The organism is Acinetobacter sp. YH12152 (assembly GCF_013418285.1).
Taxonomy (GTDB): domain Bacteria; phylum Pseudomonadota; class Gammaproteobacteria; order Pseudomonadales; family Moraxellaceae; genus Acinetobacter; species Acinetobacter amyesii.
Genome location: NZ_VPCH01000001.1, coordinates 164,300 through 178,594, shown reverse-complemented (window position 1 = coordinate 178,594; position 14,295 = coordinate 164,300). Strand labels below are relative to the sequence as shown.

Annotated in this window: 11 protein-coding genes; 8 read left to right on the top strand and 3 right to left on the bottom strand. The window is 35.7% G+C overall.

Features of this window, described 5'->3' with window-relative positions; all coding sequences use genetic code 11:
• A partial coding sequence (locus tag FTU83_RS00775) for an integrase core domain-containing protein (RefSeq protein WP_079745370.1) occupies positions 1 to 149 on the top strand: 149 nt, incomplete at its 5' end.
• Positions 150 to 218: 69 nt separating this feature from the next.
• A complete protein-coding gene (locus FTU83_RS00770) occupies positions 219 to 392 on the top strand; it encodes a helix-turn-helix transcriptional regulator (RefSeq protein ID WP_180105491.1) in 174 nt (57 codons plus the stop codon).
• 43 nt (positions 393 to 435) lie between these two features.
• On the opposite strand, the gene FTU83_RS00765 is transcribed toward FTU83_RS00770, so the two are convergent.
• Positions 436 to 771 (bottom strand): helix-turn-helix domain-containing protein, encoded by a 336-nt coding sequence (locus FTU83_RS00765; RefSeq protein WP_180053367.1) that lies wholly within the window; start codon positions 769 to 771, stop codon positions 436 to 438.
• A gap of 316 nt (positions 772 to 1,087) precedes the next feature.
• On the opposite strand from FTU83_RS00765, the gene FTU83_RS00760 reads away from it, so the two are divergent.
• From FTU83_RS00760 to FTU83_RS00735, 6 genes are all read left to right on the top strand, one after another.
• Positions 1,088 to 1,702, top strand: a complete 615-nt coding sequence (locus FTU83_RS00760; protein WP_180053368.1) for a DUF6088 family protein — start codon at positions 1,088 to 1,090, stop codon at positions 1,700 to 1,702.
• 85 nt (positions 1,703 to 1,787) lie between these two features.
• Positions 1,788 to 3,269: a class I SAM-dependent DNA methyltransferase gene (locus FTU83_RS00755; RefSeq protein WP_180105485.1), complete on the top strand. Its 1,482-nt coding sequence runs from the start codon at positions 1,788 to 1,790 to the stop codon at positions 3,267 to 3,269.
• Complete coding sequence (locus FTU83_RS00750) at positions 3,266 to 4,435, top strand: restriction endonuclease subunit S (RefSeq protein ID WP_180105484.1); 1,170 nt, start codon at positions 3,266 to 3,268, stop codon at positions 4,433 to 4,435. The genes FTU83_RS00755 and FTU83_RS00750 overlap by 4 nt, the downstream gene beginning before the upstream one ends.
• Before the next feature lie 29 nt (positions 4,436 to 4,464).
• Positions 4,465 to 7,920 (top strand): DEAD/DEAH box helicase family protein, encoded by a 3,456-nt coding sequence (locus tag FTU83_RS00745; protein ID WP_180105483.1) that lies wholly within the window; start codon positions 4,465 to 4,467, stop codon positions 7,918 to 7,920.
• A gap of 38 nt (positions 7,921 to 7,958) precedes the next feature.
• The gene (locus tag FTU83_RS00740) at positions 7,959 to 10,973 is read left to right on the top strand and encodes a TrlF family AAA-like ATPase (RefSeq protein ID WP_125279527.1); all 3,015 of its coding nucleotides are present in this window, start codon (positions 7,959 to 7,961) and stop codon (positions 10,971 to 10,973) included.
• Between the two features lie 434 nt (positions 10,974 to 11,407).
• Positions 11,408 to 12,259: a thymidylate synthase gene (locus tag FTU83_RS00735; RefSeq protein ID WP_180105482.1), complete on the top strand. Its 852-nt coding sequence runs from the start codon at positions 11,408 to 11,410 to the stop codon at positions 12,257 to 12,259.
• Between the two features lie 81 nt (positions 12,260 to 12,340).
• Here FTU83_RS00735 and FTU83_RS00730 read toward each other — a convergent pair whose 3' ends face one another.
• The gene (locus tag FTU83_RS00730) at positions 12,341 to 12,853 is read right to left on the bottom strand and encodes a hypothetical protein (RefSeq protein ID WP_180050518.1); all 513 of its coding nucleotides are present in this window, start codon (positions 12,851 to 12,853) and stop codon (positions 12,341 to 12,343) included.
• Positions 12,850 to 14,208 carry a hypothetical protein gene (locus tag FTU83_RS17355; protein ID WP_257222508.1) on the bottom strand — a complete coding sequence of 453 codons (1,359 nt, stop codon included), beginning with the start codon at positions 14,206 to 14,208 and terminating at the stop codon, positions 12,850 to 12,852. Before FTU83_RS17355 ends, FTU83_RS00730 begins: the two co-directional genes overlap by 4 nt.
• Positions 14,209 to 14,295 lie beyond the last annotated feature (87 nt).

Sequence of the window (14,295 nt, the reverse complement as noted above, 5' to 3'; positions counted from 1 at the left end):
AAGCTTATAGCAGTGTCACAGATGCGAAAAAGCAATTAAGTGCATATTTTGAGTTTTATAATTTGAAACGACCTCATTCGAGTCTAGACAAAATGACACCAAATGAGTTTTACTATGATCAGCTACCCCAACAAAACAAGGTGGCTTAACTAGAGCGGAATATCACTTATAAATACGCTTTTAGTTGTTCAAACAAGTGGGACCACCTCTGTTGTTCAATCCGCAACAAAAGAAAAGAGAAAAATATCACTCAAGAATCACTCGCATTGCAATGTGGAATTGATCGTAGTTATATGGGACGTATTGAACGTGGTGAGGTCAATATCACAGTAGAAAAACTATATGAAATAGCATCAGCTATGCAAATTCCAGCCAAAGATTTGATTCCCTAGTTTCATTCAAATATAAACTAGAAATCCAATCTAATTTTAAAAACTACCAACCTAAATTAGGTGTATCTGTTTTATTTTTATTATTGCCTGAAGCTCTTTTCCTTATTTTTCCTCTTAGTTTTAAGAGCTCTATAGGAGATAAAGGAGGCTCGGGCAGAAATGAATCAATCTCATCTAACATTTCCAAAGCCTGAAGAATAGCTATCAGATCAGCCATTCGAACATTTCCTTTCTCTGCTTTTAGTACTGTCCTTTTTGAAACCCAGGCTCTGTCTGCGACTTCTACTTGTGTCATGTCTCGGTTTAATCGTGCTCGCTTTAAACGCAGCCCAACAACTTCAGCAATGTAAGAGGGATTATCACTTTTATGAAATTTCATTTTTAAAATTTAAAGTATCAATAAACTAACTTAAATATATTCTTTCTAAATGGAATCGCCAAATATCATCGAAGTTGACGTTAAGTGCCAAAATCTGTACTTAACAAGGATTTTTATAAGATTAAGTGCAAGATATTGCACCTAATAGCACACCCAGCATCCAAATTATTTTAGTAAAAATATTAATTTACTTAAATTTTGTTTAATCCAATAATATAGAAGAAATACATAAAATCGAACATGATAGTTGAAGACATACGTTGTGTAATTACCTGATGGTTTCAACCACCTTTTATATATTCTGTTTGGGACTTCTATGTTAGATATTGCAAAAGCAGTTCAGGAACGGGTAAAAGGATTTCGCCTTGGGCACGTCTTTTCTGTGGACGAGTTTGAACAGTATGGAAAGACTGAAGTGGTTTATCAGGAGCTTCATCGGTTAACTGAGCAAGGCGTGATTAATAGCATTCAGCACGGTATTTATTATAAACCTGAACCAAACCGTATGTTGAAGGGGCGACACCTGAGCCCTGATGTTTATGAAGTGGTCAAAGTTATTGCTGAAAAAAATGGTGAACTCATCCAGGTTCATGGAGGTATGGCCGCAAATCGGCTTAAATTAAGTACTCAAGTTCCGGTGATGGATGTGTTTTACACTTCAGGTAACTCTCGTGAATTTGGGATTGGCGGCACTCAGGTAAGATTGCTGCATACTAAAAATAGTAAATTTTTCCAATATCCATTGGGCAGCCGTGTAGGAATGGCTATATCAGCATTACTTTTTTTGGGAAAAGAGAGTGTTGATTTAAATATAGTTAAAAAGCTTGAAAAAACGCTTACATCTGAAGAATGGATATTACTTTATCAGTCCTCTTTGCCTGCATGGTTGCATAAGTTACTGGATGAGCAGAAGACAAAGTCCTATTTTTAAGCCTAGATTTTTTGCATTCCTTATCCATAGCTTTTCATATTGAAATCTACCACAATACCCTCAAAGAAATTTGAGAGTCATCAGTGTGATTACAGGCGAAATTAAAAGCAAAATTGACCAGATTTGGAACTCTTTTTGGAGTGGTGGTATTTCCAATCCTCTAGAAGTCATGGAGCAAATGACTTATTTGCTGTTTATCCGCCGACTCGATGAAATTCAGATCACCAAAGAAAAGAAAGCTAACCGTCTAAAAACTGCTGTAGAAAAGCCAATTTTTACACCTGAGCAAGATCATTTACGTTGGTCTAAATTTATTACACTTGGCGATCCTACTCAGCTTTATGACACCATTGCTAATGAAGTTTTTCCTTTCATTAAGAACTTGGGTAGTGAAGATGAAACTACCTACAGTCATCATATGAAGGATGCTCGTTTCACGATTCCGACACCTGCACTTTTAACCAAAGTGGTTGATCTATTGGCTGAAGTGCCAATGGATGACAAAGATACCAAAGGTGATATTTACGAGTACATGCTCGGTAAGATCGCTTCAGCAGGTCAAAATGGTCAGTTCCGTACACCTCGCCATATCATTAAGATGATTGTGGAGTTAATGCAACCGAAACCAACGGATACCATCTGTGACCCTGCTTGTGGTACAGCAGGCTTCCTCGTTGCAGCTAGTGAATACTTAAACGACCATTACAGTACTGAAATTTTTGCCAATCCTGAAGCGGCAAAACGCTTCAGTGAAGAAACCTTCTTTGGTTATGACTTTGATAGCACTATGCTGCGTATTGGTTCGATGAACATGATGCTGCATGGAGTTGAAAATCCAAGTATTGAAAACCGTGACTCTTTAAGCGAAGCACATTCACACATTGAAAGTCAGTTCAGTTTGATTCTTGCCAATCCACCATTTGCAGGTAGTTTGGACAATGAAAGCTGTGCTAAGAATATTCAGGCTGTGGTTAAAACTAAAAAGACTGAATTACTATTTTTGGCATTGTTCTTACGTTTACTTAAAACAGGCGGTCGTGCCGCGGTGATTGTGCCTGATGGCGTGTTATTTGGTTCTTCAAAAGCACATAAAGATTTGCGTCAAAAGATTGTGGAAGAGCAAAAGCTTGAAGCGATTATTTCTATGCCATCAGGGGTATTTAAGCCATATGCAGGCGTTTCTACAGCCATTATGATTTTTACCAAAACCATGTCTGGCGGTACGGACAAAGTTTGGTTTTATGATATGCAGGCGGATGGTTACTCGCTTGATGATAAGCGTAATGAGCTTGATACCTCTAAGCATGAAAATAACAACATTCCTGACATCATTGCGCGTTTTAAAAATTTAGAGGGTGAAAAAGACCGTAAAGCGACTGAGCAAAGTTTCTTGGTTGATAAAGCCGATATTGCTGCCAATGGTTATGACTTGTCGATTAACCGTTATAAGGAAGTGGTGTATGAGCAAGTGGAATATGAAGCACCAAGTAAAATTTTGGCGGATTTAGAAGTACTTGAGCAAGATATTTTAAAAGGAATGGCTGCGCTAAAGGAGTTGTTGAAATGACAGAGTTAGTCAAATTAGCAACTGTTACAGAAACAATTATGGGACAGGCTCCTTCAAGCCATGATTGTAATAAAGATGGCACAGGAACTCCTTTTGTGAAAGCAGGAGAATTTGGTTTATCTAGACCTTTGATAAAGGAATGGACAACTAACCCTTTAAAATTTGCTAAGTATGACGATGTTCTATTATGCGTGGTAGGAGCAACTTGTGGGAAAATTAATAAAGGTTTTGATGGAGCAATAGGCCGATCAGTGGCTGCCGTAAGAGCCAAACCTGAATTTATAGATAAAGATTATTTATATTATTTTCTACAAACTTGGTCTTTACGTTTAAGAGCTATGTCACAAGGTGCAGCTCAAACGGTTATAACAAGAGATATGATTGGGAATTTAGAAATCTATCTCCCACCACTTGAAGAACAACGCCGAATTGCCTCTATTTTAGATAAAGCTGATGAGTTGCGCCAAAAACGTCAGCAAGCGATTGCAAAGTTAGATCAGCTTTTGCAGGCCACGTTTATTGATATGTTTGGCGATCCTGTCCGTAATCCTAAAAGGTGGGAAGTAAAAAAACTATCAGAACTATCGACAAAAATTCATAGTGGTAATACGCCTAAAGGTGGATCTGAAAATTATGTAGATCAGGGTATCATTTTCTTAAGAAGTCAAAATGTTTGGAAAAATAAAGTTATCCTTGATGATGTTGCTTATATTGATGCTGAAACTCACGCTAAAATGATGAAAAGCAGTGTTAAACATGAAGATCTGTTAATGACGAAAACAGGTCGAATTAATACTGAAAACAGTAGTTTGGGGCGTGCCGCGATTTATTTAGGTGAAGATGATAGTGCCAATATCAATGGTCACGTTTATTTAATTCGTATTAAAGACGGTTTCAATAAATACTTTATTTTAAGAATCCTTACCTTGCCTGATTATTATGAATATATTCGTTCAGTATGCGTAGGTGGAATTGATAAACGGCAGTTGAATAAGGAGCATATAGAGAATTTTCCAATCATTCAGCCTCCTATGGAACTGCAAAACAAGTTTTCAAATATTGTTCAGGTAATTGAGAGCCAAAAACCTAAATTACTTGAACAATTAGATTTAGCTGAAAATTTATTTAAAACATTACAACAGAAAGCATTTAACGGCACTTTATAAAATTTAATTTAAAATTTGAGGGTATATACATGAGCAACTTTCAGTTTTTAGAACCTGAATTTAAAAGCTTGGCAGCGACTGCCAAAGAAGCTGAAAAGCTTGTGTATATATCCCCACAATTTGCTCTTGCTGCGGCTCGTACATCGCTTGAAAACCTTGTGCTGTGGCTGTATCAATACGATAAAAAACTGAACCAACCTTATGACCCGTCACTGCATAACTTACTCAACGACCTCAAATTTAAAGACCTGATTCCGCCCTATATTTGGGATAAAATGGACAATATCCGCATGGTCGGCAACAGTGCCGTACATGGGAAAAAGTTCAAACAACTCACCACCGAAGAAACTGTAAAACACATCAGCCATTTATTCCTGATGTATGTTTGGTTTGAACGGAACTATGGCTCACCCTCAAAAGACCGCTCTCAGTCGATTTTATTTAACCCAAAACTAATACCAAATGCTGACAATACTCAGCAAATTACCGCCAACAAAGAACAACTGCAAAAAGAAACAGAAGCTAAAGAAAAACAGTTTGCTGAACAACATAAAGCTTTACGCGAACGCGAACAAAAACTATTTGAACTGTCCGCAAGTTTAGAAGAACGTGAAAAACTACTTGCCAACATAGATGCAGAACTGGCACAAAAACGTGCTGAAGTCGAACAAGCCAAAATTGCCAATAGCAAAATTGAGGACCAAACCGACTATAAAGAAGACGAAACTCGAAAACTTAAAATTGACCTCATGCTTGAAGAAGCAGGATGGGATATTGGTACATCGGTTCGAGAGGAAGTTACTGTAACAGGTATGCCTAGTCCATCAGGTAAGGGAGCAGTGGACTATGTGCTGTATGATGCCAATGGCTTGCCTTTGGCTGTAGTTGAGGCTAAACGTACATCAACTGACCCTGATATTGGACAACAACAAGCCAAGCTTTATGCGGATTGCTTAGAACAACAAACAGGACAACGCCCTGTAATCTTTTATACCAATGGCTACAAAACACGAATCTGGAATGATGCTCAAGGTGGTCCACCTCGCTTAGTACATGGCTTCTATACTCAAGCAGAACTCAAGCGTCTGATCGAAAGACGTAAGAACAATCCAGATTTAAGTAGCTTTCCGATCAATACAGATATTGTCGAGCGTTACTACCAAACTCGTGCTATTAAGGCGATGCTTGCAGCCTACCAACGTAAAGAACGTGCGGGCTTACTAATCATGGCAACAGGTACAGGGAAAACCCGTACTGCAATTGCTTTGGTCGATGTGCTGATGAAAGCCAATGTGGTACAGAAGGTTCTGTTTCTCGCTGACCGTACTTCATTGGTGGTGCAAGCCACCAACGCTTTTAAAGCCAACTTACCTGATTCTGCGCCTGTCAATTTGGTTGAAAGCAAAACCCAGAATGGACGGGTTTATCTCTCTACCTATCAGACCATGATGGGCTTGATTGATGAAATGAATGCGGATGGCACACGTAAATACGGTACAGGTATGTTTGACTTGATTATTGTCGATGAAGCCCACCGTAGCGTGTACCAAAAGTTTGGTGAGATTTTTAAATACTTTGACAGCCTGCTTGTCGGTTTGACTGCTACGCCACGCGATGAAGTAGACCGCGATACCTATGCACTGTTTGGTTTAGAAAGTGGTGTCCCCACCGATTACTATGATTTAAATCAAGCCATTGCCGATGGTTATCTCGTGCCACCGAAAGCCTATTCTGTACCGTTGAAATTCATGCGTGAAGGCGTGAAATATGATGAGCTTTCAGAAGAAGAAAAACTGCATTGGGATGAACTGGATTGGGATGGTGGTGATGCCCCTGACGAGGTAACGGCATCCAAGATTAATAAGGAACTGTTCAATACTGGTACGGTAGACAAGATGCTTCAACACTTGATGGAAAGCGGCATCAAGGTTGAAGGTGGTGATATGTTGGGTAAAACAATTATCTTTGCAGTCAATCAGAACCATGCCAATTTCATTGCAGAACGCTTTGATAAGAACTATCCGCACTATGACGGCAAGTTCGCCCGTGTGATCACACACTCGACTAAGTATGCACAGAGCTTGATTGATAACTTTAGTAAAAAAGATCTGGCTGACCCACAAATCGCCATTTCTGTAGACATGCTCGATACAGGGATTGATGTTCCAGAAGTGGTCAACCTTGTTTTCTTTAAGGCTGTACGTTCAAAAGTGAAGTTCATGCAGATGATTGGGCGTGGTACACGTCTTTGTAAAGACCTGTTTGCCCCAGAACATCATAAGTCTGAATTCTATATCTTCGATTACTGTTCTAACTTTGAATACTTCAACGAGAACCCTGATGGCGCGCCTGTATCTACCACAGAGCCATTAGGACAACGCTTGTTTAAGGCTCGTCTAAATATCCTAAGCTTACTGAACACATCTAAATCTAAAGTGGAACAGCAAGCAGATGAGCTAAACGTAGTACGGCAGGAAATCCTTCAAGGATTACAGACAGAAGTGAAGTCTATGAATAAGGACAACTTCATTGTGAAATCTGAATTAGAGCATGTTGAGCATTTTCAAAAAGATGAAGCTTGGGACAATTTAGATGACTTGGCTATTGGCACACTACGAGAGCATATTTCTAAACTTCCTAACGAACTTGAGTCAGAAACACTAGAAGCTAAGCTATTTGACATGCTCTGCTATAACATCGAACTTGCCGTGTTAAATAAGAATAATAAGGCTGTTATTGCTTATGCTAACAAGGTCATCGAAATTGCTTCTAAATTGGAAACTAAAGAAAACATTCCAGTGGTAGCAGCGCAGATTAACCTGATCCAGGAAATACAAACGGAAGCCTATTGGAAAGGCATCACTGTGCCTATGCTGGAATCGATGCGTAAACGTATCCGAGGATTGGTGAAGCTGATTGAGAAATCCACTTCAACAATTGTGTACTCGATGCTAGATGATGAAATTGGTGAAGCAACTGTAGTCGATATTCCTGTGGTTTCCAGTGGTGTAAACATTGCTCAATACCGTAAACGAGTTGAAAGCTTCATCAAATCAAATGAAGATCACATCACCATTGCAAAGTTGAAACGTGGCTTAGCGTTAACACCAACTGATTTGAGTGAGCTTGAACGATTCGTTTTTGAAGCTCAGGAAGTTGAGAGTAAAGAAAAATTTGAGGAATGCTTTGGTACAGATAAGCCATTACCTCTCTTTATTCGTTCACTTGTCGGTTTAGATCGTCAAGCGGTGCAACAAGCCTTCTCTAAATATCTGCAAGGCTCAACTTACAATGAAAAGCAGATTCGTTTTATCGAAATGGTGATTGAACATTTGACCATTCGGGGAACATTAGAAGCCTCGCAGCTTTATGAACCACCATTCAATCAAATCCATTATGAAGGGATTGATGGTGTATTCGGTGATGCAGATACTGACAACATATTTGGGGTTGTTGAAGCGTTTAATGAAAGTGCGGTGGCATAGATTTGAATTTCTTATTTATTATTTATTAAGGGGGGAATATGTTTAATAAAGGATCAGAATGGCGTAAATGGGATTTACACGTACACACACCTGCTTCTCTTGACCATAAATATGGTGGTAATGATGATGCAACTTGGGAAAAATTTTTAACAGATTTAGAAAATTTACCTGAAGAGTTTAAAGTTATAGGTATTAATGACTATTTCTTTATTGATGGATATGAACGTGTTTTAAAAGAAAAGAATTCAGGAAGATTAAAAAATATTGATTTAATTTTGCCAGTAGTGGAATTTAGATTACATGAGTTTGCCGGTGTAGAGTTTAAAAAGCTTAATCGCATAAATTTACATATCATCTTCTCAGATGAACAAAACTTACCTTTGGATAAAATAAAATCTCAATTTTTAAATAGTTTACAAGCTAAATATATTTTAGAAAAAGAACAAACACCGTGGCACCAGAGTATTACAAAAGAATCAGTCGAAGATCTGGGACGACAAATTAAGTCATCAGTTTCTCAAGATAAATTACATCAATATGGGTCAGACCTAATTGAAGGATTTAATAATTTAAACTTACATTCGGATTCAATTCTTGAGGCACTTGATAAAAGTTGTTTTAAAGGAAAATATTTAATTGCTATTGGAAAAACAGAATGGGATGAACTCAAGTGGACTGATGCTTCGATAGCTGTTAAAAAACATCTAATTAACCAGGCAGATATCATTTTCACTTCAGCAGAATCTTATGATGCTTTTGATAAAGCTAAACAAAAATTACAAGATAATGGTGTAAATGATTTATTGCTTGACTGTAGTGATGCTCATAATTTTTCAGAAAAAACATCAGATAAAGATAGAATTGGAAATTGTTTTACATGGATTAAAGCCGATCCAACATTTACTGGTTTAATCCAAGCTACCTTAGAACCTCAAAATCGTATCTATGTGGGTGAAATCCCTGAAAAAGAATCATTAAAAAAAGGAAAAGGAAGTTACTTTATTGATCAAATTGAAGTTGTAAAAAAACCTACAGCTGTATGTAATCACAAGTGGATTGATGGAATTAAAATAAATTTAAGCCATGATCTAGTGGCGATTATAGGTAAAAAAGGAAGTGGTAAAAGTGCTCTTGCTGATATTATTTCGTTGTTAGGGAACTCTAAATCTAGCAGTAATTACTTTTCCTTTCTTAAAGAAGGACGATTTAAAGGCAAAGGTGGCTTTGCATCAGATTTTGAAGCTACATTAACTTGGTTGAACGGTACTAAAGATATAAAATCTTTAGATGCTAGTATTGATCATGAAAGTGCTGAAAGAGTACGTTACATACCTCAAGCTTACTTTGAAAAACTATGTAATCCTGATAATGGAGATAATGAATTTCAACATGAATTGAATTCAGTCATATTCTCTTATTTAACAGAGGAAGAAAAGAATGGTTGTTCAAATCTTGAAGCATTAATCAAATTAAAAGAAAGCTCATTAAATGATCAATTGTTTTCATTGAAAGTCAAATTAAACAAATTAAATTCAGAAATTGAAGAGTACGAAGCTCAATCGCAACCAAAAGTAAGAAACCTTTTGGAAAACAAAAGATTATTAAAGCTACAAGAACTGCAAGATCATGAATCTATTAAGCCTAATGAAGTTTCATGCCCTAGTGAAAACCTAACTCCAGAGCAATCAGCTTTAAAAATTCAGATGGAATCTGCCAATTCAAAAGTACTTGGATTCTCAAAACAAATTGATACTTTGAAAGATAATATCAAAGCAAGCCAAGGCAAAATATTAATTGCAAATAAGGTAATAGAAAAAACTGATGTTTTAACAAAATATATTGAGGCTTTTAATGAGGATATAAGTAAAGATTTAGAAAATCTTGAAATTGAAAATAACATCATTAAGTTCAGTATCAATTTAGAAAGAATATTAGGGATAAAAACTGAATTAGAAAAAGAAATTCCTAATAAATTAAATGAAATTAGTGCATTGGAATCCTCTATTAAGGAGAATAATGAAACTATCGAGAAAATAAATAGTGAATTATCAGAGCCATTCCAAAAATATAATACCTACCTTGAGACTATTAAAACTTGGGATGTGAAGAAAAAACAGTTAGAGGGTGATGAACTTATACCTGATTCACTTCATGGTATACAACATCAAATTACAATGTACAATAATTTGCCTAATCAGTTAGCAGAGAAAAAAAATGAGCGTAAAACTATCGCAAGCTTAATATATCAAATTTTAGAGTCCAAAAAATTACTAAGAGAATCTCTTTATGAACCTGTTCAGAAATCAATTGAACAAAATAGTTTTATAAATATAAAAAATAAGTTTGAGTTTGTATCTAAATTAAATTTTTCTTTTGAAGAATTTCTAGAAAATTTAACCTCTCATATTCTGCAACGTAGATTAGATTTTACGCCAGATAGGATTAAACATACTTTAGAAGATTTATCTCAAGATAAAGATTTAGAAACACAGGAAGGAGTTATTGATTTTATAGAAGAGCTTATTGATAAATTAAATGAAGCTAATGAGGAAGTTGGTATCGCTGAGATGGTGAAAAAAAATGTTACGCCGAAAGATGTTTACAATTTTATATATGGATTAGACTTTATTAAATCTAAATATTCATTACGTTTTCAAAATGTAGAAGTAGAAAAATTATCTCCTGGACAACGTGGTGCATTGCTATTGATATTCTATTTATTAGTAGATAAAGATAAAACACCTATTATTCTAGATCAGCCTGAAGAAAACCTTGATAACGATACTGTTGTAAACTCCTTGGTTCCTATTCTTAATGAAGCTAAAAAGACCAGACAAATTATTATGGTTACTCATAACCCTAATCTAGCAATAGTATGTGATGCCGAGCAAATTATTTATACTAATTTTGATAGAGAAAATAATTACTCCATCCATTATAAATCTGGCTCTATTGAAAGTTACGAGTTAAATCAACATGCAGTTAATATTTTAGAAGGGACTTTAAATGCATTTAATAACCGAAGTAGTAAGTATTTGGGTGTGATTGCTTAAAAAATTTATTATTTGTTACTTCATAATAATTTATTTTGAAAAATAGGTCATCATGAATAAATACATATTTTTAATTTTATAAGTTGCGAAATAAAGATATGTATTTATTATTTTTTTAATAATTAGATCTCTAAATTTTTTATAAAATTAAGGGGTAATATTAATATACATTATAATAGGGAGCTTTGTACTAGAGGAAAAGCTGATATTTTAAGCAGCTTAACTAGGCCAATAAGCTGTCATTTCTAGGTTTGTGCAATGAAGTATTTAAACTCTATAATACAGATTGAGCTCATCATAGCCAAAATTCATCATTGTTCATACAATTGAAATTGTAAGCTGGTGAGAAAAAATTAGCCAAAATTTTCTCTGATAGCTGTACCAATATAAGGCACTATCAAGTAAATTTTGCCTAGGAGAATCAAGGTGGTTAAATGAAGCAATATCTAGATTTGTGTCAACGCATAGTTGATGAAGGCGTATGGGTTGAAAATGAACGAACTGGAAAGCGTTGTTTAACCGTTATTAACGCAGATTTAGAGTACAACGTAGGGGCTAATGAATTCCCCTTAGTTACGACTCGAAAAAGTTACTGGAAGGCAGCTATTGCAGAGCTATTAGGCTACTTGCGTGGATATGATAATGCTGCTCAGTTCCGAGCCATTGGCTGTAATACTTGGAATGCAAATGCTAACGAAAATGGAGCGTGGTTAGCTAACCCTTATCGTAAAGGTGAAGACGATATGGGGCGAGTATACGGAGTCCAAGGACGCCATTGGCGTAACTCTGAAGGTAAAGAGTTTGACCAGCTTCGTAAGATCTATGATGACTTACGAAAAGGTATTGATGATCGTGGTGAAATTCTGACTTTCTATAACCCAGGGGAGTTTGATATGGGTTGCCTACGACCTTGTATGCATACTCATACTTTCTCTTTGGTAGGGGATACACTTTACTTAACGTCAGCACAACGGTCATGTGATGTACCATTGGGCCAAAATTTTAACCAAATTCAGGTTTTTACTCTGTTAGCTCTGATGGCTCAAATTACAGGATATAAGGCTGGAAAGGCTTATCACAAGATTGTGAATGCGCATATTTATGAGGATCAGTTAGAACTCATGCGTGATGTTCAGCTTAAACGTGAACCTTATCCTGCGCCAAAACTCCATATCAACCCTGAAATTAAAACGCTTGAAGATATTGAAACATGGGTGACATTAGATGACTTTGAAGTTGAAGGTTATCAATATCATGAACCTATTGCTTATCCGTTTTCAGTCTAAATAAGTTTATTTGAAGATAAAAATATTTCTGTTGGGCAAAAGTTTAAAAACTTTATCTCAACAGAAAATCTTATTTTCATATTAATGTTTTAGAGGACTGATATAAATACCCTCAAATTTTAATAATTCTTTTAATTTCTTAATTTCTTTTTCAGCCTCTAAGAGTAAATTTTGATCGGTTTTGTATAATTTTTTATAATAATCTTTGGATTGTTTCATTTCTTTATACTGAAGCTCGAAATGATAACATTGATTTTTCATATTCTGATATTCATTAAACCAGTAGATAAGTTCAGCTCTTGCTTGTATTAACAACTTCTCTGGTGACATTTCATTCTCAGCACTATTTAAAGCCAGTTTTTCTTTTTTCTGTTTTGCTTTCTTTATTCGTGCCTCTTTAATTTCTTTAAGTTTCTCGATAGGTTCGAATCGGTTTCTAATAGTATTCCGATGAATTCCTGTAAGTTTACATAATTGTGCAATAGTTGCTTTTAGTTTTGGATTGTGCTCAATTTGAAGTAGTGCATTGTTAATTTTCAAGGTATTTGCTTCATAATTCTCTGTGTTTTTAAGGTCGTAAGCTTGATTCTTCATAGTTCAACCTTTTCGCCAAGATTTTCTAAAACCATTACTGCTTCATTCATAGTAGCTAACATTTGTTCACGAAGATGCTCATATCCTGGTTTATTGAGATTTGCTTTATTCACAATATAGATTTCACGCCATTTAGGAGCATGTTTTAGAGTAACAATAGCGTGTTTGCATCGAATAGGGTTACAGCGTAGGGAGCCAATACATGGTAAAGCTGGATCGGTATCGTCCTGTTTATTTCCATAACATAAACCATTTCCAATATTAGTAACGGCAGCACCTTGGTCAGCTAGTGCTTCATATACTTCTTCTTCGGTATAACCATTTACCATATATCCTTGAAACAGAGTGATCAAATTTTTTTTATGTTCATTTGCTTTACCTCCATAAAATGTTCCATTGTGATTGAAAACATTTTTTATAGCTTCTAATTCAGCTGCATGTCTCAATGAATTTTTGCTGTTTCTATTACCATCCTTTGAAAGTATTTCACCAATTTCACCATAGCCTAACGTAACTGACGTAGTAGCACCTTTGGAGACAAATTTACCAATTTCTGCCACGAAGTGTTTTAGCTGAAATGAAATTAAAGGTAGGCCAACTTCGGCTCTAAATAGTTGGTAGGTTAGAGTATGTCGTAGCATATAGGAGTTAAAACTAATCTGATTAGCAATGTATTCCCCCAAAAGTTGGCTAATCAACGCGTTGATTTGATAACTAATCCCATTACTACTCATAGATTTTTCTGAGCCAGTAGGATGAACAGTATTCATATTAGAAACGAGATATGGGGATGATTTGATTTTTGCGATATAAGATGCTGCTAATATAGTGTCTCTAACGATTGGAATAGCTACCCAACGATCATCAAATAAACCAGTATTAATCTCTTGTTGATGTTTTTTAATAGTACTTTCAATTAACCAAACACCATCATCTTGTACTAAGCATGAACAATCTTTTACTTTTATTTCTGCTAATTCAGATGGTCTCATACCTGTATATTGACCAACCAAGTATAGACATGAATATGCCACTAGATTGAAATATTCACGAAGTTTATTTAATTCGTATTTGCGACTCTTTAAGGCTTTTCGTAGAGTAAGTCCACCTGCCAAACCATTTTTATTTATCATCCAGTCAGAGGGTTTAATTAATCCTAATACACAACTTGAAGAGTACCCTTTGGTCCTTAATCGCATTGCAATATAGGCGTTAAGAATTTCATGATTAACTCTCTCATTATTTGCCCAAGATGAATATTTACTGGCTTCAAAACGTTCTAAAGAGTTGATATCTGATATTTTTGACTTATCCCCGATAGCATTTAAAAAGTCGACTACGATGAAAGATGCCATCTTAGATAAATATTCAAATATATTATCTGGGAGCACCTGTTTTTTTTGAATTTTATGAGTATTAGGAGGGTTTTTCCAACATAAATT

Coding starts and splice junctions, on each gene's coding strand:
- FTU83_RS00735 (WP_180105482.1), top strand. CDS start 11,408: ATGAAGCAATATCTAGATTTGTGTCAACGCATAGTTGATGAAGGCGTA.
- FTU83_RS17355 (WP_257222508.1), bottom strand. CDS start 14,208: ATGGCATCTTTCATCGTAGTCGACTTTTTAAATGCTATCGGGGATAAG.
- FTU83_RS00750 (WP_180105484.1), top strand. CDS start 3,266: ATGACAGAGTTAGTCAAATTAGCAACTGTTACAGAAACAATTATGGGA.
- FTU83_RS00740 (WP_125279527.1), top strand. CDS start 7,959: ATGTTTAATAAAGGATCAGAATGGCGTAAATGGGATTTACACGTACAC.
- FTU83_RS00730 (WP_180050518.1), bottom strand. CDS start 12,853: ATGAAGAATCAAGCTTACGACCTTAAAAACACAGAGAATTATGAAGCA.
- FTU83_RS00765 (WP_180053367.1), bottom strand. CDS start 771: ATGAAATTTCATAAAAGTGATAATCCCTCTTACATTGCTGAAGTTGTT.
- FTU83_RS00745 (WP_180105483.1), top strand. CDS start 4,465: ATGAGCAACTTTCAGTTTTTAGAACCTGAATTTAAAAGCTTGGCAGCG.
- FTU83_RS00760 (WP_180053368.1), top strand. CDS start 1,088: ATGTTAGATATTGCAAAAGCAGTTCAGGAACGGGTAAAAGGATTTCGC.